Annotated in this window: 19 protein-coding genes; 16 read left to right on the plus strand and 3 right to left on the minus strand. The window is 59.4% G+C overall.

Annotated elements, in window-relative coordinates; all coding sequences use genetic code 11:
- Positions 1-119 precede the first annotated feature (119 nt).
- Positions 120-374, plus strand: a complete 255-nt coding sequence (locus M8014_RS19535) for a GlsB/YeaQ/YmgE family stress response membrane protein (RefSeq protein WP_271284036.1) — start codon at positions 120-122, stop codon at positions 372-374.
- A gap of 52 nt (positions 375-426) precedes the next feature.
- Here the strand turns inward: M8014_RS19535 and M8014_RS19540 are convergent, their stop codons facing one another.
- Positions 427-2,112, minus strand: a complete 1,686-nt coding sequence (locus M8014_RS19540) for an alpha,alpha-trehalase (protein WP_271284037.1) — start codon at positions 2,110-2,112, stop codon at positions 427-429.
- Between M8014_RS19540 and M8014_RS19545 the strand changes: the two genes are divergently transcribed.
- From M8014_RS19545 to M8014_RS19560, 4 genes are all read left to right on the plus strand, one after another.
- A complete protein-coding gene (locus M8014_RS19545; protein ID WP_271284038.1) occupies positions 2,111-2,269 on the plus strand; it encodes a hypothetical protein in 159 nt (52 codons plus the stop codon). The genes M8014_RS19540 and M8014_RS19545 overlap by 2 nt on opposite strands.
- 177 nt (positions 2,270-2,446) lie before the next feature.
- Positions 2,447-3,805, plus strand: a complete 1,359-nt coding sequence (locus M8014_RS19550) for a glycoside-pentoside-hexuronide (GPH):cation symporter (RefSeq protein WP_271284289.1) — start codon at positions 2,447-2,449, stop codon at positions 3,803-3,805.
- A gap of 41 nt (positions 3,806-3,846) precedes the next feature.
- Positions 3,847-5,211, plus strand: a complete 1,365-nt coding sequence (locus tag M8014_RS19555; protein WP_271284039.1) for a carbohydrate porin — start codon at positions 3,847-3,849, stop codon at positions 5,209-5,211.
- A 140-nt stretch (positions 5,212-5,351) separates the two neighbouring features.
- Entirely contained in the window at positions 5,352-6,101 is a 750-nt protein-coding gene (locus M8014_RS19560) for a phage antirepressor KilAC domain-containing protein (RefSeq protein ID WP_271284040.1), read from the plus strand.
- A gap of 22 nt (positions 6,102-6,123) precedes the next feature.
- On the opposite strand, the gene M8014_RS19565 is transcribed toward M8014_RS19560, so the two are convergent.
- Positions 6,124-7,080, minus strand: coding sequence for an AraC family transcriptional regulator (locus M8014_RS19565; RefSeq protein WP_271284041.1), 957 nt, complete (start codon positions 7,078-7,080; stop codon positions 6,124-6,126).
- 115 nt (positions 7,081-7,195) lie between these two features.
- On the opposite strand from M8014_RS19565, the gene M8014_RS19570 reads away from it, so the two are divergent.
- Complete coding sequence (locus M8014_RS19570; protein WP_271284042.1) at positions 7,196-8,392, plus strand: MFS transporter; 1,197 nt, start codon at positions 7,196-7,198, stop codon at positions 8,390-8,392.
- A 50-nt stretch (positions 8,393-8,442) separates the two neighbouring features.
- Here the strand turns inward: M8014_RS19570 and hpaX are convergent, their stop codons facing one another.
- Entirely contained in the window at positions 8,443-9,828 is a 1,386-nt protein-coding gene (gene hpaX / locus M8014_RS19575) for a 4-hydroxyphenylacetate permease (protein WP_271284043.1), read from the minus strand.
- 277 nt (positions 9,829-10,105) lie between these two features.
- Between hpaX and M8014_RS19580 the strand changes: the two genes are divergently transcribed.
- The 10 genes from M8014_RS19580 to M8014_RS19625 all read left to right on the plus strand — a co-directional run bounded on the left by M8014_RS19580 (position 10,106) and on the right by M8014_RS19625 (position 18,180).
- Entirely contained in the window at positions 10,106-10,570 is a 465-nt protein-coding gene (locus tag M8014_RS19580) for a MarR family winged helix-turn-helix transcriptional regulator (RefSeq protein WP_271284044.1), read from the plus strand.
- 334 nt (positions 10,571-10,904) lie between these two features.
- Complete coding sequence (locus tag M8014_RS19585; RefSeq protein ID WP_271284045.1) at positions 10,905-12,029, plus strand: amidase; 1,125 nt, start codon at positions 10,905-10,907, stop codon at positions 12,027-12,029.
- A gap of 102 nt (positions 12,030-12,131) precedes the next feature.
- Positions 12,132-13,259, plus strand: a complete 1,128-nt coding sequence (locus tag M8014_RS19590; RefSeq protein ID WP_271284046.1) for an acyl-CoA dehydrogenase family protein — start codon at positions 12,132-12,134, stop codon at positions 13,257-13,259.
- Positions 13,260-13,280: 21 nt separating this feature from the next.
- Positions 13,281-13,637, plus strand: coding sequence for an IacB protein (locus tag M8014_RS19595; RefSeq protein WP_271284047.1), 357 nt, complete (start codon positions 13,281-13,283; stop codon positions 13,635-13,637).
- Positions 13,638-13,648: 11 nt separating this feature from the next.
- Positions 13,649-14,185 (plus strand): nuclear transport factor 2 family protein, encoded by a 537-nt coding sequence (locus tag M8014_RS19600; RefSeq protein ID WP_271284048.1) that lies wholly within the window; start codon positions 13,649-13,651, stop codon positions 14,183-14,185.
- Positions 14,186-14,189: 4 nt separating this feature from the next.
- Entirely contained in the window at positions 14,190-15,503 is a 1,314-nt protein-coding gene (locus M8014_RS19605; RefSeq protein WP_271284049.1) for an aromatic ring-hydroxylating oxygenase subunit alpha, read from the plus strand.
- Positions 15,503-15,982, plus strand: coding sequence for an aromatic-ring-hydroxylating dioxygenase subunit beta (locus M8014_RS19610; RefSeq protein ID WP_336264828.1), 480 nt, complete (start codon positions 15,503-15,505; stop codon positions 15,980-15,982). Before M8014_RS19605 ends, M8014_RS19610 begins: the two co-directional genes overlap by 1 nt.
- 10 nt (positions 15,983-15,992) lie before the next feature.
- Complete coding sequence (locus tag M8014_RS19615) at positions 15,993-16,733, plus strand: SDR family NAD(P)-dependent oxidoreductase (protein ID WP_271284051.1); 741 nt, start codon at positions 15,993-15,995, stop codon at positions 16,731-16,733.
- 9 nt (positions 16,734-16,742) lie between these two features.
- Complete coding sequence (locus tag M8014_RS19620) at positions 16,743-17,675, plus strand: PDR/VanB family oxidoreductase (RefSeq protein ID WP_271284052.1); 933 nt, start codon at positions 16,743-16,745, stop codon at positions 17,673-17,675.
- A 10-nt stretch (positions 17,676-17,685) separates the two neighbouring features.
- A complete protein-coding gene (locus M8014_RS19625; RefSeq protein ID WP_271284053.1) occupies positions 17,686-18,180 on the plus strand; it encodes a flavin reductase in 495 nt (164 codons plus the stop codon).
- The last annotated feature ends 16 nt before the right edge of the window (positions 18,181-18,196 follow it).

Consider the following 18,196-nt stretch of genomic DNA (forward strand, 5'->3'; position numbering starts at 1 on the left):
ACGCCCGGGCCGTAATTAAGTGGGTGAGCTAAAAATAGTTTTGCCGCCATTGCCTATACTTGTATGACTTGCGCAGACCGGTGTTCCGCGCAAGCTTCACTCTGCAAGAGGGCATCACTATGGGTATTATCGCCTGGATCGTATTTGGTCTTATTGCTGGTGTTATTGCGAAATTCATTATGCCAGGACGCGACGGGGGCGGCTTTATTGTGACCTGTATCCTTGGGGTCGTCGGCGCAGTTGTCGGCGGTTGGCTGGCAACGATGTTTGGCGTCGGCGGCAGTGTATCGGGTTTTAACCTGCATAGTTTTCTGGTTGCTGTGGTTGGTGCCATTGTGGTGCTTGCCATCTACAGGCTGGTACGACGCGCCTGACAAACGTGAAAACGGCTCTTGTAAAAGAGCCGTTTTTTTGGGCTGTTAAAACCTACTGTCCAACGCTTTTATGCGTCGGTTCCGCCACCGGTTCATCATTCGCCGCTGGCTGCGTAGCCGGCACCTTATCGCACGGTTTCTCCTCGGCACAGATCATATCCAGCATCTTCAACGTCACCCCGTTGGTCCAGCCAAAGCCATCCTGCAGTGGATATTCACCCCCGCCGCCGCCCGTGCCGGTGCTGGACACATCGTATTTTTCCACCAGCTTCTGCTCGCGATCGTAGGTGTGCTGCACGTTGGTCAGGAATCGCCAGGTCACGTTCATCGCCACTTTCTTATGACCGTAATTTTGTAACCCCTGGGCAGCGACCCACTGCAGCGGCGCCCAGCCGTTTGGCGCATCCCACTGCTGGCCGCTGTTGACGTTGGTGGTAGCAATCCCGCCCGGTTTCAGCAGTTGCGCGGCGGTGGCGGTCGCCACTTTATCGGCACGATCCTGCGCTGCGGCGTGGACATACAGCGGGAACAGCGCCGCGGCGGTCAGCTGACTGCGTACCTGTTTGGTTTTCAGATCATAATCCGCGTACCACCCCTCTTTGTCATTCCACAGGTGGCTCTCCATCGCTTTCTGGCGCCCGGAGGCCTGGGTCTCATAGCGGCTGGCGGCCGCGCTGTCGCCCGCGTCCTGGCTGGCCTTCGCCAGCAGTTTTTCCATCTTGAACATCAGGGCGTTCAGATCCACCGGCACGATGCTGGTGGTGCGGATCGTGCCCAGTTTTTTCGGATCGTCCATCCAGCGTGAGCTAAAGTCCCAGCCGGACGCGGCGGCAGATCGCAGATCGCGATAGATCTCCGCAGCCGGGCGAGCCGGGTAGTTTTTAGCGGTGGTGATGTCATCCAGCCATGACTCCGGGCGCGGGGTGTCGCGGTCGTCCCAGTAGCGGTTGAGGACTGCTCCATCCTCCAGCTTCACCACCCGCTTGTTGGCCTGGCCGGGCTGCAGGGCATCGGCGCCCTCCATCCAGTAGGCGTACTCTTTTTCCATCTGCGGGCGATATTTTTTCAGCGCACCGCTGTCGTGGGTGGCCAGCAGCTCAACCATCAAGGAGAAGAATGGCGGTTGGGAGCGGCTCAGGTAATAGCTGCGGTTGCCGTTGGGGATATGGCCCCAGGCATCCAGTTCGTGGGCAAAATTGTCCACCATGTCGCTGATTTTGTCCCAGTGCCCGCTCTCGGCAAGCCCCAGCATGGTGAAGTAACTGTCCCAGTAATAGACCTCGCGAAAACGCCCGCCCGGCACCACATAGGGTTTAGGCAGCGGCAGCAGCGAGTCCCATTTTCCAGCGCTGGAGGTGGTGCGGGTCAGCACCGGCCACAGGCCGTCGATATGCGCGCGCAGGCTCTGTCCGGCAGGGGGAACGTACTTCTCGCCTTCACCCGGCAGGGTGAAGTTGGCATCGACAAAGCGCCGCAGGTCGAAGCCGGACTGTTTACGCTGCATCTGGTAATCGGCGAGGATCGTCTGCGGATCGTTCTTCGGTACCGCATCGGCGAACGTCTTCTGATCCGGGAACAGTTTGGCGCTTTGCACATCGTTAAACAGCGAACCAAACAGGATATCTGGCGGCTGCGTCTGACCGTTGGCCGGGTCATCCGCATAGCTGAATGCAGTAACGCCAAGCAGCATACTGCCAATCGCCAGCCGCAATGTAGGGTGCAGGTGAGGACTCGTCATGCTTATTCTCCATTATTTACTGAGCAGCGTGAACGCTGATATCAATCTCAAGAAAACCTTAGACGAAACTCCGCCAGTTCGCGTGTTGGATGCGACATTTTGCGCAAATCCAGATTATTTACCGCTGCGTTTTGTTGGCCCTGAACAGTGCCGTTAAATAAATGAATAAAAAGAATTCATTGATGTGATAAATAATGACTAATCGTGTGGATCACATAAAGCAAAAATCATAATTCCTTAGCGAGAAAACATAATGGATTCATTCCTTGCGCCTGTGGAAATTATGTCGCTGCACGATCGCGGCAGGCTGGAAAATAACAGGGAGACACGTGACATGCCGACAACGGAAAAATTAACGGTAAAAGAGAAAATAGGATACAGCCTCGGCGATGCTGCCAGCCATATCGTATTTGACTCATCAGTGGCGATCCTTGCCTATTTTTATACGGATATTTACGGTCTGCCGCCGGCAGTGATGGGGACCATGTTCTTGCTGGTCAGGCTACTGGATGCCATTACCGACCCGATAATGGGCGCCATTGCCGACGCCACCGTCACGCGCTGGGGCCGCTTTCGTCCGTGGCTGCTGGCCATCTGCGTGCCGTTTGCCGTCAGCTGTGTGCTGGTTTACTCGATCCCGTCGTTTTCCGACAGCGGTAAAGTCGTTTATGCGGTCGCGGCCTATATCTTTATGACCCTGATGTACACCGCCATCAACATCCCTTACTGCTCGCTGGGCGCGGCGCTCACCTCAGACCCACGGGAAAACCTCTCTCTGCAGTCCTGGCGTTTTGCCATTACTCCGCTCGGCGGTGCGCTCGGTACGGCCTGCATTCTGCCGCTGGCGGACTACCTGTTTCCACAGGATCGTGCCGTCGGTATCCAGGTGGCGATGGGGATTTTTGGCGTGATTGGTTGCCTGATGTTCGTGGTCTGCTTCTTCACCACCAAAGAGCGCGTCCAGCCGATCAAAGAGGAGAACTTGAACATCGTGCGCGACGTTAAGATCCTCTTTCGCAACGAGCAGTGGCGCATTCTCTCGGTCTACAACTTTACGATGCTGATAGCGGTGGTGATCCGCGGCGGCGCGGTGGTCTATTACGTCAACACCGTCCTCAGACAGGGAACCGATATTATCTCGCTGTTTATGCTCGGCGGGATGATCGCCTCAATGCTCGGGTCGGTGCTGGCCCAGCCGCTGGGCACGCGCTTTTGTAAAATTAAAGTCTCGTTCTGGGTAAACCTGCTTAACGCCGTGCTGGGGATCGTCTGCTTCTGGCTGCCGGTGCAGTACTGGTTGATCCCGCTGGCGGCCCATTTCCTGATCCAGTTGGTGCAGGGCGGAAATGGCGCCCTGCAGTGGTCGATGATCACCGACGCCAATAATTATGGTGAGTGGAAAACCCAGCGCCGTATTACCGGTATGAATGTCGCGGCCAATATTTTCGTCATTAAATTAGGGGTAGCGGTAGGCGGTGCTATTTTGGGATGGGTATTGGCCGGGTTTGAATATCAATCCAGCGCGACCGTGCAATCCCCGCAGGCGGTGCAGGGCGTTATCTGGCTGTTTACGCTTATTCCCTCTCTGTTTTATCTGCTCACCGCCTTTGCGATTAAATTCTACCGCCTGGATGAGCAGGCGATGAATAACGTGGTAGGCGATTTAAATAAAGGCCAGTTTGCCAGGCCGTAAGTAATTACTGAAACCAATGATAAACAAATGGGATGGAATCTATGCGAATAAATACTCTTGCGCTACTGATCGGCTCCTGTTTTCCGGCCTCGCTATTGGCCTCCACGCAGACCGTGAGCGTGGATGAGAAATTTGCCCAGCTCGAAGCCAGGTTAGCCAACGCCGAAGCGCGGGCGGCAAAGGCTGAAGCGCAAATTGCCGATTTACAGCAGGTACAGCGTCCGCCCACCGTGAGCGTGGAGTCCGCCGAACCGGTCACCGCTCCGGCACCGAAGCTGACCCTCTCCGGCTACGGCGATATCCGTTTCTATGGCGATGTGGAATTTAACATGGACGCCGCCAGCCGCAGTGGCAGCCTCACCTCCATGAAAACCAGCGCCAACAAGGACTGGGCTCCGTCGAATAACGAACGCTGGGATATCAATGGCCGCCTGCTGCTGGGCTTTGACGGCTACCGGCGGATGGACAACGGCCAGTTTGCCGGTTTCTCGGTGCAGCCGCTGGCGGATCTCACCGGCAAGATGAATCTCGATGATGCGGCCTTTTTCTTCGGCCAGGAAAACGACTGGAAAATCAAAGTCGGGCGCTTCGAAGCCTACGACATGTTCCCGCTCAACCAGGATACCTTTATTGAGTATTCCGGCAACACCGCCAACGACCTCTACAGCGACGGTTACGGCTACATCTATATGATGAAAGAAGGACGCGGGCGCAGCGACAGCGGCGGCAACTTCCTGCTGAGTAAAAATCTCGATAACTGGTACTTTGAAGTCAATACCCTGCTGGAAAACGGCAGTTCGCTGTTCGTCGATAAGCAGTATCACGGCATGACGCTTGATAACGACAAAAACGTGGCCTACGTGCGCCCGGTTATCGCCTGGTCAAGCGGGCGCTTCTCCAGCGCGCTGGCGATGGAGAGCAACCTGGTCAATAACGCCTACGGCTATCGCGACGCCGCCGGTCAGTGGGTCGATCAGTCCGATCGCACCGGCTATGGCCTGACGATGACCTGGAACGGGCAAAAAAACGATCCGGATAACGGCATGGTGCTGAACCTTAACACCGCGTATCTGGACGCCAGCGACGAAACTGACTTCAGTGCCGGGTTTAACGGCCTGTGGAAAAACCTCGAGCTGGGCTATATCTATGCGCACAACGAGGTCGATAAATTCAACACTGCCGGGCTGAATGATGACTGCGACGGCGACTGCTGGATAACCGATCCGGGCGAGTACGACATCCACACCCTGCATGCGTCGTATCTGATCCCCAACGTCATGAAGATGAAAAACTTCAATATCTACCTCGGGGCCTACGCCTCCTGGGTTGAAGCGCATCCGACAGACGGCAACAACGACACCGATTCCCGCTACGGGGGGCGCGTCCGCTTCAAATATTATTTCTGACCGAACGCCTGCCAGGCCTCCTGCGGGGTCTGGCGGGCTTCCCGTGAGCCCGCCTAAAAATTATACTGGATATTTAAACAGGCATTTGTATACTATAAGAGCAAATTACCCGCGTAATGTATCAATGAGGGGTGAATCCTATGGTAATTCCTGTTGAAAACGTCCAGTCCCACGACCTGCTTACCACCATCAGCAGCCGCGAAATCGCGAAGATGACCGGTATTGCCCATGCCGAGGTGAAGCGCATGGTCACAAGCCTGGAAACGGCGCAGCGTCTTTCGCAGCCGGTAACGGCCCGTGCGTATGAGCGTGAAGGTGAAACGTGGCAGGAGTTTTTGCTGAACAAACGGGACTCCCTGCTGACCGTTTCACGTCTCTCTCCGGGCTTTACGGCCGCGATGCTGGATTGCTGGCAGGAGCGTGAGCGAAACGTCAATATCCCTGACTTCACCAACCCGGCGGTGGCGGCACGTGCCTGGGCCGAGCAGTATGAAAAACGCCAGCGGGCAGAGGAACAGCTGGCCCTGTGCGCGCCAAAGGCGGCGTTTTTTGACCAGTTCGTCAAGGTGAATGAGTCGCTGGGTTTTCGTCAGCTCTGTAAAACCTTTAAAGCCAAAGAGCCCGAGTTTCGGGCGTTCTTGCTGGCGCGCAACATCATGCAGCGCGTCGGCGGGGCGCTGGTTCCGCCCGCACACCACATCGAGGCGGGATATTTTACCCTGCACAGCGGCGTGGGTGATAACCAGCGCACCTGGTCCCAGGCGCGCTTTACCGCGCGTGGCGTGAAATGGGTGGCTGACCTGTGGGCTAAACACCTGTCATCGCTGGCCATTGAGATGCCCCGTACGGAACGCAGCGAGGGAGCCGCCTCGCCGCAGAGCTGGCTGTAGATTTCTCCTCTGAACAGGCCGGTCAAACTTCCTCTGGGGTCTGGCTGGCTTCCCGCAGCGCGCCCGGCGACTGGCCGACAATCCGCTTAAACGCCCGGCTGAAGGCCGCCAGCGAACCGTAGCCGAGGCGCAGGGCCACGGTTTCGATCGGCAGATTTTCCTGGCTGATATACTGAATCGCCAGCCGCATCCGCAGCTCGCTGAGGTATTTCGCCGGGGTCGTGCCGGTAGCGGAGAGAAAGCGCTCGGCAAACACCGACCGCGAGGTGCCCGCCTCTTTGGCCAGTTCCGCCACGCTCCAGTTTACCCCCGGCTGCTGATGCATGGCGTAAATCGCCCGGCTCAGGCGCGGGTCGCGCAGTACCTGCACCCATCCGGTGGCTTTGCCGCAGCCCGCCTCGACCCAGCCGCGCACGATCAGCGCCGCCACCACGTCGGCAAGCCGGGCGAGGATCCCGGCAAAACCGACCTGCCGCTCCATCGATTCCCGCTCCATAGCGGCGAGAAGCGGGTGGATCTCCGGCCAGGTGGACATCAGGCGACTCACCATCATCACTTCCGGCATCGCTTTGATCAGCGGCTGCATCCCACCCAGCTCGAAATCCATACATCCACTGAATATCACTACATTGTCGCTGTCTGGACAGGGCTCGCAGTGAATATCACACACCGTGTTGCAGATCGGCTCGCTCGGAAAAGCCGTCACCGGTATCACCGTCGCATTGTCGTCTGAGAGCAGGTCATGGGGATCGCCGTTGGGGATAAACAACGCATCGCCGCTGTTGAGCGCAAAGCGCGCCCCGCTGCGCATGCGCAGTACCGCCGGGCCACGGCTGACAAAGTGAAACTGGGCCTTACCAGGGGCAAAGCCAAAGGCCACGCCAAACGGCGCGCTGGCGACAATCCGTCGGTATCTAACACCCGACAGGCGCATGCCGCGCAGTAATTCGCTGATCATATCAGGGGGCTGGAGGGGCATTACGGGATTCCCGGACGATTAATCAATAATTGGAGATTATATGTCATAGATCGTCTGCGGGGAACTTCCTATGATTTGCGACATACGTCACATATTAATAACCGGAGAGTAACAGATGAATTCATCCATCAGCGCAAACGAGGCCAGCGCGCCTATTGTCCCCGCCTGGCGCGCGGTCTGGTCGCTGGGGCTGGGGGTGTTCGGCCTGATCATCGCCGAGTTTTTACCCGCCAGCCTGTTGACGCCAATGGCCGAAAGTCTTGGCGTCAGCGAGGGCGTCGCCGGGCAATCGGTCACCGCCACCGCGCTGGTGGCGCTGGTCACCGGCCTGCTGATCACCTCCGCCACCAAAAGTATCGATCGTCGCTGGGTACTGATGTTCTTCTCGGTGCTGCAGATCGTCTCCAGCCTGATGGTGGCCTTCGCCCCGTCGCTGCACGTGCTGCTGATGGGGCGCTTATTGCTGGGTGTGGCGATTGGCGGCTTCTGGGCGATGTCCACCGCCACCGCCATGCGGCTGGTGCCCGCCAGCGATGTGCCAAAAGCACTGGCGATTATCTTCTCCGGCGTGTCGATTGCCACCGTGGTGGCGGCTCCACTGGGGAGCTATCTCGGCAGCCTGATCGGCTGGCGCAACGTGTTTCTGCTCTGCGTTATCCCGAGCCTGCTGGCGCTGGTGTGGCAGCTGTGGGTTCTGCCGTCGATGCGCCCGGAGAACAGCGGCAGCCTGCGCACGCTGGTGCGGGTGCTGCGCCGTCCGGGGATGATGGGCGGTCTGCTGGCGACAATCCTGATTTTCAGCGGTCACTTCGCCTTCTTTACCTACCTGCGGCCGTTCCTTGAGACGGTGGGGCAGGCGAACGTAGAGACCGTCTCGCTGATTCTGCTCGGCTTTGGCGTGGCGAACTTCGTTGGCACTTCGATTGCCGGGCATCTGCTGGCGCGCAATCTGCGTCTGACCCTGGCGCTGGTACCGTTCGCAATGGGGATCCTCGCGCTGCTGATGGTAGCCTTTGGTCATCTGGCGATGGTCGACGGTCTGCTGGTCACCCTGTGGGGCTTCGCCTTCGGGCTGGTGCCGGTGGGCTGGTCAACCTGGCTGGCGACCACCGTCACTGACGAGGCCGAAAGCGCGGGTGGCTTGATGGTTGCGTCGATTCAACTGGCGATCAGCGCCGGCGCGGCAGGGGGCGGAGCAGTGTTCGATCTTAACGGTGCCAGTGGGGTATTTACCGCCAGCGGCGTGTTGCTGGTGGCGGCGATGGTAATGGTACTGGCTGGGGTGCGGGTCAAACCGGTAGTGTCCGAATAACAAAAAAACCCGGAACAGCGCTGCCGTTCCGGGCTTAATCGTTCATACCATTACGACTGCGGTTCGGGCTTCTGCATCGGAATCAATGCAATTACCACCGCGCCCAGCACCAGGAACCCGGCCACCATAAAGATCCCGGCGTTAAAGTTGCCGGTGACATCCTTCATCCATCCCATCAGCAGCGGACCCAGCGCGGCACCGGTCATCCCGGTGGCGTTGATCACCGCAATCCCCAGCGCACGGGCGCGCAGCGAGATGGCGCGGTCAGGCGTGGTCCAGAAAATCACCATTGCCGCAAAGGCACCGGCCGAGGCCATGATAATCCCGGTGAACTGCAGCATCGGATCGCGGCTGGAAGCGGTCAGGATCCAGCCCGCAGCGGCAAACAGGTACGGCAGCAGGGTATGGATTTTACGCTCGTTGTACTTATCTGAACGCTTACTCCACCACACCATCGCCACGATGGTACACACCTGCGGAATGGCGCTTAGCAAGCCGATGGTCACGTTGCTGCTCTCCTGGTTGAAACTGCGCAGGATCAGCGGCGTCCAGACGCTCAGGGCGCTCAGGGTGTTGGTCAGGCAGAAGTAGGCCAGCGTATAGAGCATGATCGTCGGGGTGAACAGCTCGCGGAACATGCTACGCTGCGTCGGTACCAGGGTGGCTTTTTCCCGCTGCTGGGTGCTGATGGCATTCAGGCGATCTGCCTCGAGCATCTCATTCAGACAGGCTTTGTCATCGTCGGTCAGCCAGCGCGCCTTCGACGGGCTGTCATCCAGCCAGAACCAGACCACAAAGCCCAGAATCACCGACGGGAAGCCTTCCAGCAGGAACAGCCACTGCCAGCCCTTCAGGTTCATTACCCCGTCGAGGTTCAGAATATACCCCGAGGCCAGCGACCCCAGCGCCATCGTAACCGGCATGGCAATCATAAACAGGGCGTTGGCGCGTGCACGATAGTGCGCCGGGAACCAGAAGGTTAAATACAGCAGCAGGCCCGGCAGGAAGCCCGCTTCGGCGATCCCCACCATCATGCGCAGCACATACAAACTACCAGGGCCGGTGGCGAACATGGTGGCGGTGGACGCAATCCCCCAGACCACCATCAGAATGGCGATCCAGCGCCGGGCGCCCACGATACTTAGCATCACGTTGCTCGGGATCCCGCAGATCACGTACATCACGTAAAACAGGGTGGTGGCCAGACCAAACATGGTGCTGGTCAGGCCCAGATCTTTGCCCATCGTCAGGCCGGCAAAGCCAATGTTGATGCGGTCGAGGTACGAGAAGACGAACAGGATGAACAAAAAAGTGATCAGTCTCCGGAACAACTTTTTGATCACGATCTGCTGACGCGGATCCAGCGTGGCGTCGGCAGAGGAGGGGGGAGCGAGCACGTCGGAGCGTGTCTGTTCCATCGATAGACTGTCGTTCATGAAAAGCTCCACATTGCGATTATAGGTATTGTTGTCCCGTGCAACCTGAACACGTGGCTAACGTATAGAAAACCGCAGGTATGGACGTCAATTTTATGTTTAAAAAATGATACGCAATTGTTAATCACGTAGCATTTTTGAATCGTAATGCGAGATCGATCGGCTTTCGCCAGCCTCGCTGCGCGGCAGCACCCGCTGGTGGGTGTGAAGAGGCTATAGCGGGCGGGAAATAGCGGGTATAATTGCCGCCATTGCGCCGCTTCAGGAAAGGAACCTCATGAGTCATATCCCCCCATCGTCGGACACCGATTCCGGCTTTCATCGCGAAGCGTTCCCGTTTTACTGGATAGTTAATGTCTACGCGCGCTACACGCAAGTGATGGAAATTGAACTGAAAAAGGTGCAGCTCGATGTCTCCCGCTTTCGGGTATTGATGATCACCGAGCAGTATGGCAAAGCCAGCATCTCTCAGATCTCCGAGTACGCGATGACCAAAATGCCGACTGTCACCAAAATTGTCGGTCGCCTGCGCGATGACGGCATGGTGACCACCGCCAGCAGCGTGCAGGATGCCAGGGTAACCGAAGTGATGCTTACCGATGTCGGACGCGAAAAAGTGGCCGACGCGCACCGTCTCGCCAGCAAGGTTTTTGAGAAGGGATTTAAGGGCATGAGTGCCGCCCAGATGGAAAAAATGAACCTCTCCCTGGCGAAGGTTCTCGATAATCTCAACGATCTCTGACCCGCCAGCGGACAGAATTGCGGTTTTGTGACAGCCTTAAAAATTCCAGATAACCCACTGTAAAACAATCACTTTATTTAAAGCCACCCCAATCGTCAGGGCGGCTTTTTTTTCATTCCCGCGGAAATTTTATTGTTATTTTTCATCGTCCTGAATCACTTTTCACGAATGTTATTAAAATGTTTCAGTGTTACCGTTTGGTAAAATTAACGTGAATTATTACTTGAATATTCATCTAAATATCGCATGATTGATTTAACTTCACGCGGGTTGAAGACGCAGCGCAGACTGCTTACCCGAATATGATTCGTTTTTTCTGGTTAAGGTGTGAATGATGCAGCCAGTTACTGAGAGCAATGGTTACGTACAACGGTTTACCTTCGGTGAGGGCGACCTTTGTTTCGCGGTGAAAGACACGCTGGATATCGCCGGTTTTCCAACCCGTGCAGGCTGCCCGGCACTGGCAGATCGCCCGGCGGCAACACAGCATGCCGGGGTGGTCGCCACGCTGTTGCAACAGTGCTGCGTCCTGACCGGCAAAACCGCTCTGCACGAGCTGGCGTTTGGCGTCACCGGCATCAACCCCTGGGGCGGCACCCCGCGTAACCCACAGTTTCCGGCGCTGATCCCGGGTGGATCCTCCAGCGGTTCGGCGGCGGTGGTGGCTTCCGGTGAGGTGGACTTCGCCCTCGGCACCGACACCGGCGGTTCGGTGCGGATGCCCGCCGCCTGTTGCGGCGTGATCGGCCTGAAGCCGACTTTTGGTGCGCTGAACCGGGAAGGGGTGATGCCCGCGCATAGCTCGCTGGACTGCGTCGGGATCTTCGTCCGCCGGGCCCGCGTCCTGCGTCAGGTGCTGACCCGTCTCGCCATCCCGGTGAACGCGCCGCTGCCCGCGCTGCCTGCCATCGGCTTTATCCCGGCCGCCACGCCTGAAATCGATTCCCTGCTGCTGAACGCGCTGGCGCAACTCGACCTGCATCCGCAGCAAATTGACCTGCCTCTGCTTAACGATGCCCACCGCGCCGGGCTGACCCTGATCAGCCATGAGAACTGGCAGGCGTTCAACCCGCTTTTGAGCAGCGGCGCGGTCTCCGCCGATGTGGCGGCCCGTATCCGCGCCGGGGAAAGCATCGACGCCGACGCCCTGAAAACGGCGGAAAACACCCGCCAGACCTTCACCGCCGAGGTCGATGCCCGGCTGGCGAAAACCCCGCTGCTGGCGCTGGCGACCCTGCCGGAGCTGCCGCCGACGCTGGCCGAGGCCCAGGATCCGATCAGCGTGGTGAACCTCACCCGGCTGGTGCGCCCGTTCAACCTCAGCGGCCACCCGGCGCTGAGCCTGCCGATGGGCACTCTTGATGGTCGCCCGGTGGCGCTGCAGCTGGTTGCTGCCAAAGGCCAGGACGGTTTGCTGCTGCAGGCCGCCGAATGGCTGACCGGGCGACGACGCGACTAACCACCCGTTTCTTCACCTGACTCAACACTAACTCAGTGAGTACCACTCATTGCGGCAGCACTCGTCTTGCTGCGGGCCGCACACGCTTTTCAGGAGGAAGTTATGTCTGCTGTTCATGTTCGTGAGGAACTCGTTCCACTGCTGAATGACGTTGCGGCCCGCAGCGCAGATTTTGAGCAACAGCGTCACATCTCTGACGACATCATCACCCGTTTTAAGCAGGTGGGCGTTTACCGCGCGCTGGTGCCCAAAATCTACGGCGGTGACGAGTGCTCCCCGGCGCAGTTCTGCGAGCTTGTCGAGCAGATCGCCACCGCGGATGGCTCCGCAGGCTGGGTCGCCAGCTTCGGCATGAGCCCGTTTTATCTCGGCGCGCTGCCGCCGGATACCCTGAAAGCACTCTACCGCGACGGCCCTGACGTGGTCTTTGCCGGCGGCATCTTCCCACCGCAGAAAGCGGTGCTGGCAGATGGCGGCTACCGCGTCAGCGGACGCTGGGGCTTTGCCAGCGGCAGCATGGGCGCCTCGGTATTTGGCGTCGGTATTCTGCCGGAAAGCGGTGAAACCCTGCCGCGAATGGCGGTCCTGCCGCGCGACAGCGTGCAGATCGACCCGGTATGGAACACCGTCGGCCTGGCGGGCACCGGCAGCCACGATCTGGTGGTTAACGATGCCTATGTCCCGCAGGAGTGGACCTTTGTTCGCGGTGGCGCCCTTAACCTGGAGGGCGCGCTGTACCGCTATCCGGTGCTGTCGCTGGCGACCCAGGTGCTCTCGGTGGTGGCCCTCGGCGTGGCCCGCGCGTCGCTTAACGAAATTTATGCCATTGCCCATCGTCAACAGTCGGTGACCGGTGCGCCGTGCCTGGCGGACCGTCCGCAGGCGCAGATGCAGATTGCCCGCTGTGAAGCGGATTTGCGTTCGGCGCGAGCCTGGTTCTACGACGCCATTGACGATGTCTGGCAGTGCATCCTCGCCGGGGATGAACCCGCCCGCGAGCAGATCAATGCCCTGCGCCTGTCGTCCACCCACGTGACGCGCGTCGCCGCCGAGGTGACCCGTCAGGTGCTGGCGCTGAACGGCATGGGCGGCATCACCCTGAAAAGCCCGCTGCAGCGCTACGTGCGCGACACCCTGGTGATCACCCAGCACGCTTTCATGGGCGACCTCTCGTACCTCAATGCCGGTACGGTCTATTTCGGCGGTAAACCACTGCCGGGTTATTTGTAATTTTTACGACAGGAGTAACAGATGAGCCAGACAACAACCTCACGCGTGCTGTTTTGCATCGGTGTAAATCAGAACTTTTTTGATGCCAGCGCGGCAGAAGCCAAACAGGTATGGGCCGCCTTCGGGGTGATGATGAAGGGTATCGACGAGACCCCGGGGATCCGGGTTATCGGCAACATGGACGACGACCGCCTGATGGTTGGCCCGTCGACCACCGCCCCGTGGACCACCTACGTACTGGCGGATGCCGACACCCTTGAGAGCGTGGCCGCCGTCTGCAACCTTTTCCGCACCACCCCGGTGGGCGACAGCGGCAGCAAGCTGTGGAAGTACTGCAAGATTGAAGCCCGCGTCGGTCGCGAACTGATTATTCAGTAACGGAGTCACTCATGAGCCCACAGGATGCGCTGCGTTTACAGCAGCTCGAGGATCAGCAGGCTGCCCGCGTCTGCATCAGCCACTACATGCGTCTGTGCGATCGGCTGGACAGCATGGAGACGGTGCAGGCCATTGGCGCGCTGTTCAGCGAAGGTGCCTGCTGGGAAGGGCTGGGTGAGCCGTACGCCACCCGGCTCGGCAAACATCAGGGGCGTGCGGCAATCGTGGCGATGATGGCGGGCTATGTCAGTCACCCCGCGCACTTTGCCATGAATGCCCACTTTTTATGCTCCGAAGCCCTGTATCACGAGGCCGATGGCGAGCTGCACGGCCGCTGGCTGATGCTGCAAACCTCCACCTTTACCGCCGGAGGTGCCCATCTGAATGCGGCCGAGATCAAGATTATTTTCCGTCGCGAGGCCGGGGAAATGACCATCCACCATTTCACCACCCGCAACCTGTTCAGCAGACCGGTGAGCCACTGGCACGCGACGGATGCGTTACCGGTACCTGACAAAAACCAGACCGTCGAAGACGAGCAGGAGTAACAACATGCAGTGTGACCACATCATCAATGTCAAAAATATCGATACCACAGCGCAGCCGGTCCCGGGGCGCGAAGAGATTGCTGCGCTGGTGCAGGCCGACCGCGTGCACACCTCGCTCTATACCTCCGACGCGCTGTTCCAGCTCGAGCTGGATCGTATTTTCAGCAAAACCTGGGTCTGGGTCGCGCACGTCAGCGAGATCCCGGACACCGGCAGCTTTAAAACCACCGAGATCGGCACCCAGCCGGTGATCGTGGTCCGCGATCGCAAAGGCACGATCCATACCCTGCTGAACCGCTGCCGCCACCGCGCGGCCACGGTGTGTGAACACCGCAGCGGCAAAACCAATAGCTTCGTCTGCCCGTATCACGGCTGGGGTTACGCGCTGGACGGCAGCCTGCGCGGCGTCCCGCACCCGGAGAGCTACGCCGATCAGCTGGAAAAGAACGCGCTGGGTCTGGTGTCGCTGCGTACCGAAGAGTACGCCGGAATGGTCTTCGCCACCTTTAACGAGCAGATCGAACCGCTGGAGGATTTCCTCGGTGCAGCCAAAAAATGGATGGATCTGTTTATGAAGCAGGGCGCGGGCTACCCGATTAAGACCGGGCCTGCGCACCGCTTCCGCTTCCCGGGCAACTGGAAGATCCAGCTCGAGAACACCACCGACGGCTATCACTTCCCGGTGGTGCACCGCTCCTTCCTCAGCTCGGTCGATAAGCAGACCGAAGAGATGCTCAATTTCGTCGACGGCAGCGGCTACGTCGAAGATCTCGGCAACGGCCACAGCGTGATGGTAATGATCCCCGAGCTGGTGGATTTGGAAGCCAACCTCGATGCGCCGATCCCGGAACGCTTTGTCGAGCTGGCGGATGAACTGCGTAAAGAGCATGACGAACAGCAGGTGCGACGCATCGTGCGCGCGGTGGGCGGCTCCGGTTTTAACCTCAACCTGTTCCCGAACATCGCCTGCTCGATGGCCTTTTTCCGCGTCCTGCAGCCGGTCTCAGTAATGGAAACCGAAATCCACCACGCGGTGATCACCATGGACGGCGGGCCGGAGATTGCCAACCAGGCGCGCCTGCGTCTGCACGAGCACTTCCAGGGCCCGATGGGCTTTGGCACCCCGGACGACTCCGAAGCCTGGGAGCGCGTTCAGCGCGGGGCCACCGCCGGGGATGACCTGTGGATCATGCTCAACCGCGGTCTGGCCGGAGAGTACCGCACCGATGATGGCCTGCGCAGCGACGTCAGCGCCGAAACCGGGATGCGTGCAGCCTATCAGCAGTGGAAAAAGTTAATGACGGAGACGGAACAATGATGACCCCAGATTCTGCACTGTTTGCGGCCATGTCCGTAATTAACCTCGAAGGCGATCTGCTGGACCAGGGTGAGTTCAACGCCTGGCTGGATCTGTGGCAGCACGACGGCCTGTACGTCGTGCCGATCGACCCGAACGAGACCGATTTTAAAAACACCCTTAACTACGCCTGCGACGATCACCACATGCGCGAGCGCCGGGTGAAACGTCTGTACAGCGGCGAATCTATCTCCACCACGCCGCGCGCCAGAACGCTGCGCACCCTGTCGCGCTTCCGCCTGCTGGAGTCCGGCGAGGATCGGATCGTGGTGCGCGGGGCGCAGTCCCTGTGGGAGCACCGCAAAGGGCACAGCCGCCACTACGCGGCGGACATCACCTGGCACCTGTTGCCGCAGGACGGCAAGTGGCTGATCGCGCAAAAGGTGATCCGTCTGGTCAACAGCGACGATGTGCTGCACAGCATCGGCTACATCCTCTGAGGAGCCGTCCATGACGCAAACCGTATTAGTCACCGGCGCAGCCGCCGGGCTGGGCAACGTTATCGCCACCCACCTGCTGGAGCAGGGGTTCCAGGTGGTGCTGACTGATGTTGATGTTAATCGCGCCCGGGAAGCCGCCGACCGTCTGGATGACGGCCAGGGCAAAGTGCTGGCGCTGGGGCTGGATATTTGCCAGCCGCAGGATTTTGCTCGCGCGCTGGAGGCCACCATTGAACGCTTCGGTAGCCTGGAAGTGCTGGTGAATAACGCCGCGCTAACCCTGGCGACGCCGGTAATGGACATCCCGGTGGAGGAGTTCGACCGGGTGATCGCCACCAACCTGCGCGGCACCTTTGTCGGCTGCCAGACCATGGGGCGTTATTTCGCAACTAAAGGCTATGGCCGGATCGTCAACCTGGCCTCATTAGCCGGGCAGAACGGCGGCACCGCCTCCGGGGCGCACTACGCGGCCTCGAAGGGCGGGATCCTGACCCTGACCAAAGTGTTTGCCCGCGAGCTGAGTCAATCCGGCGTGACGGTCAATGCCATTGCCCCCGGCCCGCTGGATCTGCCGATGGTTCACGCCCTGGTGCCGGAAGAGAAGATGGCCGGGCTGCTGCAGATGATCCCGGTGGGCCAGTTAGGTGAAGCCGAATTTGTCGCACAGGCCGTGGCCTTGCTGGCATCTGAGCAGGCGTCGTTTGTCACCGGGGCGACCTGGGACATCAACGGCGGTCTGTTTATGCGTTAAGGAGTCAACATGCTGACATTACAGGTTATCAGGCGAGAGTTGCAGGGCGAGGTGGTCCTGCTGACGCTGGCGCATTCTGACGGTATCGAGCTGCCGACCTTTAGCGCCGGGGCGCATATCGATCTGCATCTGACAGAAGACCTGGTGCGTCCGTATTCCCTGTGCGGCGACCCAAAAAATCGCCAGCACTACCAGCTCGGCATCCTGAAAGACGCTCAGTCCCAGGGCGGCTCGCTGGCGGCCCACGCTCTGAACGTTGGGGATCGGATTCAGGTCAGCAATCCGCGCAACCTTTTTGCGCTGAATGACGAGGCCAGCCACAGCCTGCTGATTGGCGGCGGGATTGGCATCACCCCGATGCTGGCGATGGCCGCCGAGCTGCACGCCGCCGGGCGGTCGTTCAGCCTGCACTACTGTGCCCGGTCCCGCACCCAGGCGGCGTTTATCCCCCAGCTGGAGCAGTCGCCGTATGCCGATCGCGTGCAGATGCACTTCAGCGACGCCCGGCGGCTGAACCTGGCGGCGGTATTGAGCGACGTTCCGGCCAATACCCACGTCTACACCTGCGGCCCGACGCGCCTGATGGAGGCGATTGTGGACGAAGCGACCCGTCACGGCTATCGCCCGGAGCAGGTGCATCAGGAGTGCTTCAGCGCCGAGGTGCAGACCGGCGGCGCGGCCTTTGAAGTGGTTGCCGCCACCAGCGGCATCACCGTGCAGGTACTGGAGAACCAGAGCATCGTCGAAGCCCTGGCGCTGGCCGGACTGAAGGTGTGCGTCTCCTGCAAGCAGGGGATCTGCGGCAGCTGCCTGACCGACGTGCTGGAAGGCGAGCCGGATCACCGCGACAGCTATCTCACCGATGAAGAGAAAGCCGACGGCGACCAGATTTTGTTGTGTTGTTCCCGTGCGAAAAGCGCGCGTTTAGTCATCGATCTGTGAGGAATACCTTATGACACTGCAAACCGAATTTCGTAATGCAATGGCGCAGCTGGGGAGTGCGGTCTCTGTTATCACAACAGACGGCCCGGCGGGCAAATTTGGCTTTACCGCCTCTGCCGTTTGCAGCGTCACGGACTCGCCGCCGACGCTGCTGGTCTGTATGAACCGCAACTCTTTTGCCAACGAACACTTCAAACAGAACGGCACCCTTTGCGTCAACGTGCTCTCCAGCGATCACCAGGATCTCTCCGGGGTGTTTGCCAACGCCAGCCTGCGCTCCGAGGAGCGTTTTGGCTACGACAGCTGGCAGGTGCTGGCCAGCGGCGCGCCGGTGCTGAGTTCGTCGGTCGCCAGCTTCGACTGCGTGATCGACACCTGCCACGAAGTGGGCAGCCACTCTGTTTTTTACTGCCAGGTGCAGGCGGTGCGTATCAGCGAAGCGCCGCGTGGGCTGGTCTACTTCAACCGTCGCTACCATGCCGTCGGGCATGACGTACAAGCGTAAAACCAACAATAAAAGG

The organism is Silvania hatchlandensis, from assembly GCF_025564065.1.
Taxonomy (GTDB): Bacteria; Pseudomonadota; Gammaproteobacteria; order Enterobacterales; family Enterobacteriaceae; genus Enterobacter; species Enterobacter hatchlandensis.

Bases quoted from the DNA above. Each gene is read 5' to 3' on its own strand.
- M8014_RS19535 (WP_271284036.1), top strand. From the start codon at position 120: ATGGGTATTATCGCCTGGATCGTATTTGGTCTTATTGCTGGTGTTATT.
- M8014_RS19545 (WP_271284038.1), top strand. From the start codon at position 2,111: ATGCTTATTCTCCATTATTTACTGAGCAGCGTGAACGCTGATATCAAT.
- M8014_RS19540 (WP_271284037.1), bottom strand. From the start codon at position 2,112: ATGACGAGTCCTCACCTGCACCCTACATTGCGGCTGGCGATTGGCAGT.
- M8014_RS19550 (WP_271284289.1), top strand. From the start codon at position 2,447: ATGCCGACAACGGAAAAATTAACGGTAAAAGAGAAAATAGGATACAGC.
- M8014_RS19555 (WP_271284039.1), top strand. From the start codon at position 3,847: ATGCGAATAAATACTCTTGCGCTACTGATCGGCTCCTGTTTTCCGGCC.
- M8014_RS19560 (WP_271284040.1), top strand. From the start codon at position 5,352: ATGGTAATTCCTGTTGAAAACGTCCAGTCCCACGACCTGCTTACCACC.
- M8014_RS19565 (WP_271284041.1), bottom strand. From the start codon at position 7,080: ATGCCCCTCCAGCCCCCTGATATGATCAGCGAATTACTGCGCGGCATG.
- M8014_RS19570 (WP_271284042.1), top strand. From the start codon at position 7,196: ATGAATTCATCCATCAGCGCAAACGAGGCCAGCGCGCCTATTGTCCCC.
- hpaX (WP_271284043.1), bottom strand. From the start codon at position 9,828: ATGAACGACAGTCTATCGATGGAACAGACACGCTCCGACGTGCTCGCT.
- M8014_RS19580 (WP_271284044.1), top strand. From the start codon at position 10,106: ATGAGTCATATCCCCCCATCGTCGGACACCGATTCCGGCTTTCATCGC.
- M8014_RS19585 (WP_271284045.1), top strand. From the start codon at position 10,905: ATGCAGCCAGTTACTGAGAGCAATGGTTACGTACAACGGTTTACCTTC.
- M8014_RS19590 (WP_271284046.1), top strand. From the start codon at position 12,132: ATGTCTGCTGTTCATGTTCGTGAGGAACTCGTTCCACTGCTGAATGAC.
- M8014_RS19595 (WP_271284047.1), top strand. From the start codon at position 13,281: ATGAGCCAGACAACAACCTCACGCGTGCTGTTTTGCATCGGTGTAAAT.
- M8014_RS19600 (WP_271284048.1), top strand. From the start codon at position 13,649: ATGAGCCCACAGGATGCGCTGCGTTTACAGCAGCTCGAGGATCAGCAG.
- M8014_RS19605 (WP_271284049.1), top strand. From the start codon at position 14,190: ATGCAGTGTGACCACATCATCAATGTCAAAAATATCGATACCACAGCG.
- M8014_RS19610 (WP_336264828.1), top strand. From the start codon at position 15,503: ATGACCCCAGATTCTGCACTGTTTGCGGCCATGTCCGTAATTAACCTC.
- M8014_RS19615 (WP_271284051.1), top strand. From the start codon at position 15,993: ATGACGCAAACCGTATTAGTCACCGGCGCAGCCGCCGGGCTGGGCAAC.
- M8014_RS19620 (WP_271284052.1), top strand. From the start codon at position 16,743: ATGCTGACATTACAGGTTATCAGGCGAGAGTTGCAGGGCGAGGTGGTC.
- M8014_RS19625 (WP_271284053.1), top strand. From the start codon at position 17,686: ATGACACTGCAAACCGAATTTCGTAATGCAATGGCGCAGCTGGGGAGT.